9 protein-coding genes, 2 pseudogenes and 1 riboswitch are annotated in these 11,358 nt (G+C 76.0%); of the genes and pseudogenes, 4 read left to right on the forward strand and 7 right to left on the reverse strand.

Going from position 1 to position 11,358, the window contains the following annotated elements:
• Window positions 1-124 precede the first annotated feature (124 nt).
• On the reverse strand, window positions 125-760 hold the full coding sequence (locus tag ACSNOB_RS29945; RefSeq protein ID WP_436690563.1) for an HD domain-containing protein: 636 nt from the start codon (window positions 758-760) through the stop codon (window positions 125-127).
• 130 nt (window positions 761-890) lie between these two features.
• Between ACSNOB_RS29945 and ACSNOB_RS29950 the strand changes: the two genes are divergently transcribed.
• Window positions 891-2,093: an FUSC family protein gene (locus ACSNOB_RS29950; protein ID WP_436690572.1), complete on the forward strand. Its 1,203-nt coding sequence runs from the start codon at window positions 891-893 to the stop codon at window positions 2,091-2,093.
• An 87-nt stretch (window positions 2,094-2,180) separates the two neighbouring features.
• On the opposite strand, the gene ACSNOB_RS29955 is transcribed toward ACSNOB_RS29950, so the two are convergent.
• Window positions 2,181-3,449: an aminotransferase class V-fold PLP-dependent enzyme gene (locus ACSNOB_RS29955; RefSeq protein ID WP_436690565.1), complete on the reverse strand. Its 1,269-nt coding sequence runs from the start codon at window positions 3,447-3,449 to the stop codon at window positions 2,181-2,183.
• Window positions 3,450-3,494: 45 nt separating this feature from the next.
• Window positions 3,495-3,616: riboswitch (SAM riboswitch) on the reverse strand.
• 63 nt (window positions 3,617-3,679) lie between these two features.
• On the opposite strand from ACSNOB_RS29955, the gene ACSNOB_RS29960 reads away from it, so the two are divergent.
• On the forward strand, window positions 3,680-5,131 hold the full coding sequence (locus tag ACSNOB_RS29960) for a PrsW family intramembrane metalloprotease (protein ID WP_436690567.1): 1,452 nt from the start codon (window positions 3,680-3,682) through the stop codon (window positions 5,129-5,131).
• Window positions 5,132-5,292: 161 nt separating this feature from the next.
• On the opposite strand, the gene ACSNOB_RS29965 is transcribed toward ACSNOB_RS29960, so the two are convergent.
• Window positions 5,293-5,460 carry a hypothetical protein gene (locus ACSNOB_RS29965; protein WP_176737359.1) on the reverse strand — a complete coding sequence of 56 codons (168 nt, stop codon included), beginning with the start codon at window positions 5,458-5,460 and terminating at the stop codon, window positions 5,293-5,295.
• A gap of 102 nt (window positions 5,461-5,562) precedes the next feature.
• A complete protein-coding gene (locus ACSNOB_RS29970) occupies window positions 5,563-5,901 on the reverse strand; it encodes a GroES family chaperonin (RefSeq protein WP_350686889.1) in 339 nt (112 codons plus the stop codon).
• Between the two features lie 15 nt (window positions 5,902-5,916).
• On the opposite strand from ACSNOB_RS29970, the gene ACSNOB_RS29975 reads away from it, so the two are divergent.
• A complete protein-coding gene (locus ACSNOB_RS29975) occupies window positions 5,917-7,359 on the forward strand; it encodes an AI-2E family transporter (RefSeq protein WP_436690569.1) in 1,443 nt (480 codons plus the stop codon).
• An 88-nt stretch (window positions 7,360-7,447) separates the two neighbouring features.
• Here ACSNOB_RS29975 and ACSNOB_RS29980 read toward each other — a convergent pair.
• Together ACSNOB_RS29980 and ACSNOB_RS29985 are read right to left on the reverse strand one after the other, a co-directional pair.
• Window positions 7,448-8,143: pseudogene (locus tag ACSNOB_RS29980) on the reverse strand (ATP-dependent DNA helicase); the annotation flags it as partial.
• Between the two features lie 120 nt (window positions 8,144-8,263).
• Window positions 8,264-9,755 (reverse strand): annotated as a pseudogene (locus tag ACSNOB_RS29985) (ATP-dependent DNA helicase); the annotation flags it as partial.
• On the opposite strand from ACSNOB_RS29985, the gene ACSNOB_RS29990 reads away from it, so the two are divergent.
• Window positions 9,754-10,260: a DUF402 domain-containing protein gene (locus ACSNOB_RS29990; RefSeq protein WP_393106026.1), complete on the forward strand. Its 507-nt coding sequence runs from the start codon at window positions 9,754-9,756 to the stop codon at window positions 10,258-10,260. The pseudogene ACSNOB_RS29985 and the gene ACSNOB_RS29990 sit on opposite strands and share 2 nt — an antisense overlap.
• Window positions 10,261-10,315: 55 nt before the next feature.
• Here the strand turns inward: ACSNOB_RS29990 and sigJ are convergent, their stop codons facing one another.
• Window positions 10,316-11,218 (reverse strand): RNA polymerase sigma factor SigJ, encoded by a 903-nt coding sequence (gene sigJ, locus ACSNOB_RS29995; RefSeq protein WP_436690574.1) that lies wholly within the window; start codon window positions 11,216-11,218, stop codon window positions 10,316-10,318.
• Between the last annotated feature and the right edge of the window lie 140 nt (window positions 11,219-11,358).

Genomic DNA, 11,358 nt, shown 5'->3' on the forward strand with positions numbered 1-11,358 from the left:
GCCCTCCGGCGGGCTTGCGCTTCCCGCCCTCCCCTCGCGGTGACGCTGCCGGCGGGCGGTAACGAGCCGGGGGACCGGTTGCCGGCCGCGGTGGTCTGCGGCGTGGCGGGTGGCGCAGGGCGGGTCAGCGGAGGGCGGCCAGCTCGCGGCTGAGGTTGGCGCGGGCGGGGGCCTCCCAGCGCGCCGCCAGCGGGGGAAGGCGGAACAGCGCCGGCAGGGCGAGCAGGCCGGCGAGCACCCGGGCGCGGCCGGCCCGGAAGGCCGGGTCGGGCACGTGGGCGTACTCCCGGCGGATCGCGGCGGCGTAGCGGTCGTACGCCTCGGGCGGCGCGGCCAGGACGGCGAGGTCGGCGTCGCAGAGCAGCGCGCCGTCGGCGTCGCCCGGCTGCACGGCGTGCCCGGCGGTGAGCAGCACCAGCCGGCGCACCTCGGCCACGGCGTCGGCCGGCAGTCCCGCCCGGGCGAGCAGGGTGTCGGCGAGCGCCGCGCTGTCCCGCTCGTTGGCGTCGCCCCCGGCGCGCGGGTCGTAGACCGCGTCGTGGCACCAGGCCGCGAGGCGCACCAGGTCCGGCCGCGCGGCGGCCGACGCGTGCGCGTCGACCACGTCGAGGACGGTGGTCAGGTGGGCGACGGTGTGGTGGCGCCGGTGCGGCTCCCGCCAGCGCGCCAGCAGCTCGGCCCCGACCCGGTCGCGCTCCGCCGCGTCGGTCGCCCCGGCGCCGCGGGCCGCGGCGCGCCACCGGTCGAGAAGGTCAACCACGCGGTCGAGTCTGCCGTACCGCCGCCACCGCGAGGATTCGTCCGGTCCGACGCGGGTAGTCCCCGCCATGGCAGTGGCGCGGGACCGACGACAGTCGCTGCTGCATCGCGCCATCGGCCGGGACCGCGGGGTGGACGTCGACGGGGCCCGGATCGCCGACGCCGTGGAGAAACTGCGGCACCACGGCAAGGCCACCCTGCACGACCGGCTGCACCGGGTGCGGATGGCGCTCGGCCTGGCGGTGCAGGCCGGCCTGGCGGCCGGGCTGTCCTGGCTCGCGGCACACGAGTTGTTGGGCAACCCGGAGCCGGTCTTCGCGCCGATCTCCGCGGTCGGCACCCTCGCCGCCTCGGTCGGCCAGCGCCTCCGCCGCACGGTCGAGCTGATCGCCGGGGTCGCGGTCGGCGTCGCCGTCGGTGACTTCCTCATCTACCTGGTCGGCACCGGGGCGTGGCAGCTCGGCCTCGTGGTGACCGCGGCGATCGTGCTCACCATCTTCGCCGGGGCCAGCGTGGCCATCGTCATCCAGGCGGCGGCCACGGCGGTGCTGATCGTCACGCTCAGCCCGTCGACCGCGAACCTGGAGATCCCCCGGTTCGTCGACGCCTTCGTGGGCGGCGGCATCGCGCTGCTGGTCACCGCGGTGCTGCTGCCGCTCAATCCGCTGCGGGTGCTCAACCGAGCCGCCCGCCCGGCCCTGGACCTGCTCGCCGCGCAGCTCGACAACGCCGCGGACGCCCTGCGGGAACGGGACCGGGACAAGGCCCAACGGGCCCTGGACCGGCTCCGGAACAACCAGGAGGAGCTGACCGCCTTCACCGAGGCGATCGAGGGGGCGAAGGAGACCGCCACCATCTCGCCGGCCCGGTGGCACCGGCGGGACGAACTCACCCACTACGCCGAGGCCGCCGAGCCGATCGACCGGGCGATGCGCAACGCGGGCACGCTGATCCGGCGCGCGGTCACCCTGATCGAGGACGAGGAGCCCGTCCCCGAGCCGATGCCGGACGCGGCGGCCCACCTCGCCGAGTCGGTACGCCTGCTCAAGCACGAGTTCGCCGTCGGCGCGGAGCCGGAGAAGGCGCGGGAGCGGGCGCTGCGCGCGGTCAGCGAGGCCGGCCGGGCGTACGCCGAGGGGGTCGGCTTCTCCGGCAGCGTGGTGATCGCGCAGGTGCGCACCACGGCCAGCGACCTGATGGTGGCCTCCGGGATCAGCCAGGAGGAGGCGAACCGCCTGGTCCGGCAGTCCTTCGGTGACCAGGAGCGGCTCAGCGGCCCGACCGCGCGGGAGGACACCGCCCCGAAGCCGCCGGCCGCCCCGCCGCTGGGCTGATCCGCCGGTCCGGGGGCCGGCACGTCCCGGGCGGGCGGGCCGCGGGACGCCCGGGCCGGTTCCCCGGCCGGCGGCACCCAGGAACGCTCAGGCCAGCGCGGCGAGGGCGGCGAGCAGCCGGTCCACGTGCTCCGCCGTGCTGCCCAGGCCGATGCTGGCGCGCAGGGCGGTCGGCGGCAGGTCCCGCCGGCCGCTGCGCGCCGCCGCCTCGTCGAGCAGCCGGCGGGCCAGCGGGTGGGCGCAGAAGAGACCGTCGCGCACCCCGATGTCGTGGGTGCCGGCCAGCTCCGCCGCCACGTCCGCCGAGTCCCGGCCCGCGACCACGAACGACACGATGCCCACGCGGGGCGCCTCCGGCCCGAACGTGCGCAGCTCCACCACGTGCGGCAGGGCCGCCACGCCGCGGCGCAGCCGGGCCAGCAGGGCCTGCTCGGCGTCGTGCAGCGCGGCCCGGTCGGCCTCGGCCAGGGCGGCGCAGACCGCCGCGAGAGCGACCGCGCCGAGCAGGTTCGGCGTGCCCGCCTCGTGCCGGGCCGGGCCGGTCGCCCACCGTACGTCGTGGGTGGCCGCGCCGACGTGGCTGGTGGCACCCCCACCGGCCAGGTACGGCGGGGCGGCGTCCAGCCAGTCGCCCCGCCCGACGAGCACCCCGGCGCCGAACGGCGCGTACAGCTTGTGGCCGGAGACGGCGAGGTAGTCGACGTCGAGGGCCGCCACGTCCACCGGCGCGTGCGGCGCGAGCTGCGCGGCGTCCACCGCGATCCGGGCCCCGTACCGCCGGGCCACCCGGGCCAGCTCCGCCACCGGCCAGCGCTCGCCGGTCACGTTGCTCGCCCCGGTCACCGCGACCAGCACGGGCGGGCGGCGGTCACCGCCCGGGCCCGGCCTGCGCAGTTCGGCGAGGGCGGCGGCCAGCGCGCGGACCGCCTCGGCCGGCTCCCGGGGCACCGGCAGCCGGACCGAGCCGCGCGGCCAGGGCAGCAGGTTGGCGTGGTGCTCCCCGCCGAAGGTCACCACCGTGGTGCCGGCGGGCAGTGCCCGGGCCAACAGGTTCAGCGCGTCGGTGGTGTTGCGGGTGAAGACCACGTGGTCGCCGGCCCGGGCGCCGAGGAAGTCGCCGACCGTCTGCCGGGCACGCTCGTAGGCGAGGGTGCAGCGCCGCGACAGCGCTCCCGCGCCGCGGTGCACGCTGGCGTACCACGGGAGCAGCTCGGCCACCGCGTCGGCCGCGGCCCGCGCGCACGGCGCGGTGGCCGCGTAGTCCAGGTTGACCTGGCCCGGCACGCCGAGCACGTCGAGCGGGCGCACGGTGCGCGCCACGCGCGGCGCCGGTGGGGGTACGAGGGTGACGGTCATCGGCCGACCTCCGGGTCCAGGGACCCCGGGTGGGCACACGGGCGGGGTCCGCGCTTGCCCGGCACGCGGATCGGGCCGGGCCCGGTCATCACCCGGGGCACCCCACCGCGAACCTCGACGAGGGTTGCCGGCCAGCAAGCCGGGGCTTGACGCTGGCGCTCGTGACCTGCCGGCAGCATAGCGCGCGGATGCGACCGGACCAGCCGGCCGGGGGTGACTACGCTGACCGCATGGCCGACACCCCGCCCGGCGCACCCCTGCCGCCGTCGCCGACCGCGCCCGCCCTCCAGCCGTCGGGTGCGGCCGCGCCCCGGATGCCGCTGCGCCGGCTGGGCTGGCGGCGGGCCCTGGTGCTGGCCGGGGTCGTCCTGCTGATCGCCGCCTGCGCGGTGTTCATGGTCTTCACGCTCGGCGAGAGCCTCGGCGTCGAGGCGCTGCTGATCGGCGTGGTCGCCGCGATCCTCCCGGTCCCGGTGCTGGTGGGCTGTTTCCTCTGGCTGGACCGGTACGAACCGGAACCGCTGAAATACCTGATCTTCTGCTTCGCGTGGGGCGCGTTCGTCTCCACCGCCGCGTCGCTGACCGTCAACGAGTTCTCCGCCGGGCGGTTCGAGGACTGGGAGCTGCCGACCGCGCTGACCGCGGTGCTGGTCGCGCCGTTCATCGAGGAGCTCACCAAGGCGCTCGGGCCGATCCTGCTGCTGATCTTCCGCCGGCGGGAGATCTCCGGGATCACCGACGCCCTGGTCTACTGCGGGCTCTCCGCGGTCGGGTTCGCCATGGTGGAGAACATCCTCTACCTGGGCGGCTACGGCTACGCCACGGGCGTCGAACGGTACGGGCCGGCGACCGGCACCCAGCAGGTCATCGCGATCTTCATCGTCCGGATCCTGCTCTTCGGCTTCGCCCACCCGCTGTTCACGTCGATGACCGGGGTCGGCCTGGGCATCGCCGCGCGCACCGCCGACCGGCGGGTGCGGGTGCTGGCCCCGATCGCGGGCCTGCTGCTGGCGATGATGCTGCACGGCCTGTGGAACCTGCTGCCCACGCTCACCCAGGCCACCGGCGAGGCGTTGATCATGCTGTACGGCTTCATCGGGGTGATGGTGCCGATCTTCTTCGGCATGGTCGGGCTCGCCGTGTGGCTGCGGGCCTGGGAGGGGCGGCTCACCGAGCGCACCCTGCCGGACTACGTCCGGGCCGGCTGGCTCACCCCGCCCGAGGTGGCGGCGCTGAGCAGCCTGGGCCGGCGGCACGCGGCCCGGGTGTGGGCCAAGCGGGTGGCCGGCGACGCGGGGCTGAAGGCGATGCGCGGCTACCAGTTCGCGGCGACCCGGCTGGCGCTGCTGCGCGACGGCGCGCTGCGCGGCCTGGACCGCAGGCCGGCGGACCGGGAACGGACCGCGCGGGAGGAACGGGAGCTGCTGGAGGCGATCGCCGCGTACCGGTCGTTCTTCGTGGGGAGGGATCCGCAGGCGCCGGCCGGGATCTGGGACGGGCAGCGCTACCACCTGCGGTTCCCGGACGGCTCGCAGCGGCCGGTCGAGGCGCCGGACGAGCCGGTCGTGCCGATCCCGGTGGTGCTCGCCCCGCCGCCGCCCCCGGTCCTGCCCGCCGGCTACGGCCCGCCCGGCTGGCACGGCCCGCGACCCGCGGCACCCTGGCCGCCCGGTCACCACTGACGCGGCCCTCGGGGCGCCGCGTCACCGCCGACGCCGCCCCCGGGTTGCCTGGTCGCCACTGTCGCGGCCTTCTGGGGTCGCCCCCTCACCACTGACGCGGCCCTTGGTTGCCCGCGTCACCGCTGCGCGGCCCCCGGGCCGTCCGGTGGTGACGCGGGCGGTCAGGTCATCAGGCTGGTGAGGAAGTCGCCGAGGCCCTGCGCCATCGCCATCAGTCCCGCCCCGATCGCCTTGAACATCTCGGCCGCGCCCTCCGGCCGGAACGCCATGAAGTAGATCAGGAACGCGACGCTTCCCCAGATCAGCAGCTTCTTCACGAATACCGGCATCGTCCCTCCCCAGGGCCGGTGGTGCGGCTGGCTTCCCGACCGGGAGCGGCGCAAACGACACCAGCGCCCGCAGCCGCGCGGGGCGGGACGGGCGGGGAGGGGTCAGAGGTAGAGGCCGGTGGAGTCGTTCTCCACCCGCTCGGCGGCCACGGCGTGCACGTCACGCTCGCGCAGCAGCACGTACCCGCGGCCGTGCAGCTCGACCTCGGACCGGTCGTCCGGGTCGAACAGGACCCGGTCGCCCGAGACGATGGCGCGGACGTTCGGCCCCACCCCCACGGCGGTGGCCCAGGCCAGTCGCTTGCCCACGGCGGCGGTCGCCGGGATCACGATGCCGGCGGTGGAGCGGCGCTCACCCTCGCTCCCCTCCATCCGCACCAGCACGCGGTCGTGCAGCAGGCGGATCGGCAGGCCGGAGTCGAGATTCTTGTCGGCGGTCACGCCGGAAACGCTACCGTGTCCCGGTCGGCCGGCCATGAGCGGTTACGTGCCGGGGGCGGGGGGCACTGTGTGGCGGAACTGCCCTACGGTGGCGTGGTCGGACGTACCCTGTCCGCCCGCCGGGCGTACGGGGCCGGGTTCTCTTGCCAGGAGGTGCGCTTGAGCCGCTTCGAGCGGGTACGCGGACGGCTCCGTCGCGCGTACGAGTCGGGCCGCGAATCGGTGCGCACCCGCCGTACGGACCCGGCCGACGCCGCCGAGCCGGCCGGGGTGGCCTCGCCGGCGTCCCCGGGACCGGTGGCGCCGCCGTCCGCGACCGTCGTCGGGGCGGAGCCGCCCGCGGCGATGCACAACTCCACCTCCAGCCGCGACGACGCGGACGTGCCGCACGCGCTGCGGATCGCCGCCGCGTGGTCGTGGCGGCTGATCGTGATCGGCGTCGTCGCCTGGGCGCTGTTGAAGATCGTCGGCACCGTCCGGATCGTGGTCATCCCGCTGGCGATCGCGTTGCTGCTCTCGGCGCTGCTCGCGCCGGCGGTCGGCTGGCTGCTGCGGGCCCGCTTCCCCCGGTCGCTGGCGACCGCGGTGGTGCTGGTCGGCGGCCTGGCCGGGGTGATCGGCACGCTGACCCTGGTGGTGAACGAGTTCATCCAGGGCGTGCCGGAGCTGAGCAAGAAGTCCTCGGAGGGCGTCCGCCAGATCCAGGACTGGCTCAAGACCGGCCCGTTGCACCTCTCCGACGGCCAGCTCGACAACTACATCGAAGAGGGCCAGGACTGGATCAACAACAACACCGAGAAGTTCACCAGCGGCGCCCTCTCCACCGCCGCCACGCTGGCCGAGGTGCTGACCGGCACGCTGCTGGTGCTCTTCGCCACCTTCTTCTTCCTGCGGGACGGCAACAAGATCTGGCGCTTCCTGGTCCGGTTGCTGCCGGTGGCCGCCCGCTGGAAGGTCGACGACGCCGGGCGGGCGTCCTGGGCGACCCTGGTCGCCTACGTCCGGGCGACCGTGCTGGTCGCCTTCATCGACGCGGTCGGCATCGGCGTCTTCCTGGTCGTCTTCGACATCCCGTTCGCCTTCCCGCTCGCCGCGCTGGTCTTCCTCGGGGCGTTCATCCCGATCGTCGGGGCGACCCTGTCGGGCGTCGTCGCGGTCCTGGTCGCCCTGGTCGACAGCGGCCCGGTGACCGCGCTGATCATCCTCGGCGTGGTGATCGGGGTGCAGCAGGTGGAGGGGCATCTCCTCCAGCCGTTGATCATGGGCCGCGCGGTGGCCATCCACCCGCTCGCGGTGATCATCGGGATCGCGGCCGGCGTGGTCCTCGCCGGGATCACCGGCGCGCTCGTCTCGGTGCCGCTGATCGCCGTCCTGAACACCGCCGTCCGCCGGCTCGCCGCCCGTACCGTCCCGGACACCCCGCCCGACGCCGTCGTCGTCGCCTCCCAGGCCCCCTGACCCGCAGGCCGGCCCACCCCGCCGACCGGCCGCGCCAGGCCGCACCTTCCCCGAAGTCTGCGCGGACCGTCGTTGCCGGGTGCCGGGGTCAGGTCTTGGCGAGGCGTTCGAGGGCGCCGCGGGCGACCTCGGGCCGGGTGGTGTACCAGAACGGCGGCAGCGAGCGGCGCAGGAACGCCCCGTAGCCCCGCGCGGTCTCCAGCCGCGAGTCGAGCACCGCGACCACGCCCTTGTCGCCCGTCGACCGGATCAGCCGCCCCACCCCCTGGGCCAGCCGGACCGCGGCGATCGGCACGCTGACCGCGGCGAAACCGGACCCGCCGTTGGCGTCGACTGCCGCCGCCCGGGCCGCCGCGAGCGGCTCGTCGGGCCGGGGGAAGGGCAGCCGGTCGATGACCACGAGCTGGCAGGAGTCGCCCGGCACGTCGACGCCCTGCCACAGCGACATCACCCCGAACAGGCAGCTCTCCTTCTCCTCCCGGAACCGGCGCACCAACAGCGGCAGCGCCTCCTCGCCCTGGAGCAGGACGGGCAGGTCGGTCCGCGCGCGCAGCAGCTCCGCCGCCTGCTGCGCGGCCCGTCGCGACGAGAAGAGGCCGAGCGTACGACCGCCGAGCGCGGTGACCAGCGCGAGCAGCTCCTCGCCGGCCGCGTCGGGCAGCCCGGAGACGCTGGGCCGGGGCAGGTGCGCGGCGACGTAGAGGATGCCCTGCCGCGCGTAGTCGAAGGGTGAGCCGACATCGAGCGAGCGCCACCCGGGACCCGACGTCGCCGGCACCTGCGACGTGCCGGTCGCCGGCCGGGCCGGGTCGCCCTCGGCCGTCCGGGTGCCCTCCGTCGACCCGGCGCGGCCGGCGGCCCGGGCGGCCAGGGCGGCGGCGGCCGGCGACGGCGGGTCGGCCGACGGCGCCTCCAGCCCCAGCGCCCGCGCCACCGTGTCGAACCGGCCGCCCAGGGTCAGGGTCGCCGAGGTGGCGACCACCGTGCGCTCGTCGTACAGGTGGGTGGCGAGGGTGCCGGCGACCGACAGCGGCGCGACCACCAGCGCCCGGCGGCCGGTGTTGTCGTTCTTCTCCACCCAGGCCACGTCGTGGTCGGCTTCCTCCAACAGCCGCTGGGCGGTGGTGGAGAGCTCGTCGAGCACCGCCTTGGCCTGCTGCTTGCGCACCGGGTCGGGATCGTCGGCCTTGATCTCGCCGATGCCGTCGAGCGCCGCCCGGGTGGCCGCGTCGAGCAGGGTGCACGCCTCGCGCAGCGCGGGCGGCAACCCGGAGGTGATCCGCCCGGCCGGCGCCTCGGCCAGCCCGACCGCCAGGGCGTCGCCGGCCGCGGTGAGCGACTCCGCCGTCTCCGGGCGCAGCAGCGGGCGGGCCCGCTTCGCGGAGCGGTCGATCAGCTCCGGCACCAGCTCGGCCTGGGCGGCCGAGGAGACCCGGTCGGCCAGCTCGTGCGCCTCGTCCACGATGAGCAGCTTGTGCGGCGGCACGATGTGCCGGCCGGCGAGCATGTCCACGGCCAGCAGGCTGTGGTTGGTGACGACGATGTCCGCCTCGCGGGCCCGGGCTCGGGACGCCTCGGCGAAGCACTCCGCGCCGAACGGGCAGCGGGCCGCGCCGACGCACTCCCGGGCCGGCATGGAGACCAGCCGCCAGGCCTGGTCGTCGACGCCCGGGTCCAGCTCGTCGCGGTCACCGGTGTCGGTCTTCTCCGCCCAGTCGCGCAGTCGCTGGATCTGCTTGCCGAGCCGCCCCGCCTCGCCGAGCCACTTCGTGCCGCCGCCCGGGCGCGCCGCCGGGGCGTCGAAGAGCGTGTCCTCCGGCTCGTCCTCCGTCGAGTTGTCCAGCCGGGCCAGGCAGAGGTAGTGGTGCCGCCCCTTGAGCACGGCGAAGGTGGGTCGCCGGCCGAGCACCGGCTCGACGGCGTCGGCGAGCCGCGGCAGGTCGTGGTCGACCAGTTGGGACTGCAACGCCAGGGTGGCCGTGGAGACCACCACCGGGCCGTCCACGGTCAGCGCCGGGGTGAGGTAGGCCAGCGACTTCCCGGTGCCCGTGCCGGCCTGCACGAGGAGGTGCTCGCGCGACTGCACGCACTCCTCGATGGCGGTCGCCATCTGCTGCTGGCCCGGGCGCGCGGCGCCACCCGGCACCGCGCCGACCGCGGCGGCGAGCAGCTCGGACCCGCTCGGCCGGGCGCCGCGCCGCCGGCTTCCCGTGCGGGGCGAGGGGGCTGCGGAACCGGTGGCGAGGCGCGGAGTCACCGTGCGACGGTACCCGCCGGCGCCGACACCGGCCGCGCCGATCCGGGCGTGGCGTCGTCACGGTACGGATTCCCGTGAGCCCGGTCCGGTTACTTCCGTGCGGCGACGGATGGGCGGAATCGGCTAGGGTGCGACTCATGCCGAGCGACGTGGTCCGCGTGATCTACCGCAAGTACGACGGCAGCGCCCACCGCGACTACCCGGCCCGCCGTCTCGCCGAGGACGACCTCGGCGTCTGGCTCGGCGTGACCGAGGGCACGAAGTCCGTCTACCACGGTCGGCCGTCGGTCGAGCAGATCCCGTTCGTGCTCCTGGTGCCGCACCAGGGCTGGTGGACCGGCATGTTCAACCCGCCGCCGCGGACCAGCGAGGTCTACTGCGACATCGCCAGCCCGGCCCGCTGGGAGAACGACGACACCGTCCACCTGATCGACCTGGACCTCGACGTGGTGCGCCGCCGGGCCACCGGCGCGGTCGAGTTGCGCGACGAGGACGAGTTCGCCGAGCACCGGGCGCGCTTCGGCTACCCCGACGACGTGGTGGTCGAGGCCGAAGCGGCGGCGCGGTGGCTCCTCGGCGCGCTCGGCGACGGCACGGAGCCGTTCGCCACGTCGTACCGCAAGTGGCTGGCCCTGGTGCTCTGAGCCGGCACCGTGGACCGGCGCGTGCCCGGCCGGTGGCCCGGGACTGCCCCGGGGATCACCAGCGCGGCGGCCAGTCGTCTCCGGCCTCCAGCGGCGGCAGGTCGCGCAGCTTCTCCGGGTTGAGCTGGCTGAAGATCCCGGTCACCCGCCCGCCGGCCACCGCCAGGGCGGCGACCACCCGCAGCGGCCGGCCGTCCGAGTGCACCGTCTCCAGCTGAAGCCCCAGCGCGCCGTCGACCAGCACCGGGCGCGCGCGCAGCGTGCCGCCATAGCGGCCGGCCCTGCCGAAGAGGCCAAGGACGAAACGGGCCGCCGCGTCGGGCCCGATGACCGGGCGGCGGGCCGCCGGGAAGTGGCCGCCGCTGTCGCCGATGACGATCACGTCCGGGGCGAGCACGCGCACCAGCGCCTCCAGCTTTCCCGACTCGACGGCGGCGACGAAGGCGGCGAGCACCCGGCGTTGCTCGTCCGCGTCGGCGGTGTGCCGGGGCGCGTCGGGCGCCTGCACCGCCCGGCGGGCCCGGGAGGCGAGCTGGCGGGCGGCGGCGTCGGTGGTAGCGAGCACCTCGGCGATCCGGGTGAAGGGCACCGCGAAGACGTCGTGGAGCACGAAGGCGACCCGTTGCTCGGGCGTGAGCCGTTCCAGCACCACCATCAGCGCCGTACCGACCTGGTCGGCGCGGACCGCCCGCTCGGCCGGGTCGGGCGCGAAGCCGTCGGCGCGTGGGCCCTCGTCGAGCGGGGTCACCACCGGCTCGGGCAGCCACTGGCCGGGGTACGCCTCCCGCCGCACCCGGGCCGAGCGGAGCACGTCCAGACAGATCCGGGCGCAGGCGGTGGTGAGCCAGGCGCCGAGGTCCCTGATCTCGGCGCGGGCCGCCGGGTCGGCGAGCGCGGCGGCGTACCGCAGCCAGGTCTCCTGCACGGCGTCCTCGGCCTCGCTGCGGCTGCCGAGCATCCGGTACGCGACCGCCAGCAGCCGCCCCCGTTCGGCCTGGAACTCCGTCGCCAGATCCCGCACCCCGAACCTCCCCGCCGACCCGGCGGCCCGCGCCGAGATCAGGGACCTCGGCGCCTGGCTCACCACCGCCTGCGCCC

It is taken from the genome of Micromonospora sp. URMC 106, from assembly GCF_051386395.1.
Classification (GTDB): Bacteria; Actinomycetota; Actinomycetes; order Mycobacteriales; family Micromonosporaceae; genus Micromonospora.

Bases quoted from the DNA above. Each gene is read 5' to 3' on its own strand.
- ACSNOB_RS29990 (WP_393106026.1), top strand. From the start codon at position 9,754: ATGCCGAGCGACGTGGTCCGCGTGATCTACCGCAAGTACGACGGCAGC.
- ACSNOB_RS29955 (WP_436690565.1), bottom strand. From the start codon at position 3,449: ATGACCGTCACCCTCGTACCCCCACCGGCGCCGCGCGTGGCGCGCACC.
- ACSNOB_RS29960 (WP_436690567.1), top strand. From the start codon at position 3,680: ATGGCCGACACCCCGCCCGGCGCACCCCTGCCGCCGTCGCCGACCGCG.
- ACSNOB_RS29965 (WP_176737359.1), bottom strand. From the start codon at position 5,460: ATGCCGGTATTCGTGAAGAAGCTGCTGATCTGGGGAAGCGTCGCGTTC.
- sigJ (WP_436690574.1), bottom strand. From the start codon at position 11,218: ATGCTCGGCAGCCGCAGCGAGGCCGAGGACGCCGTGCAGGAGACCTGG.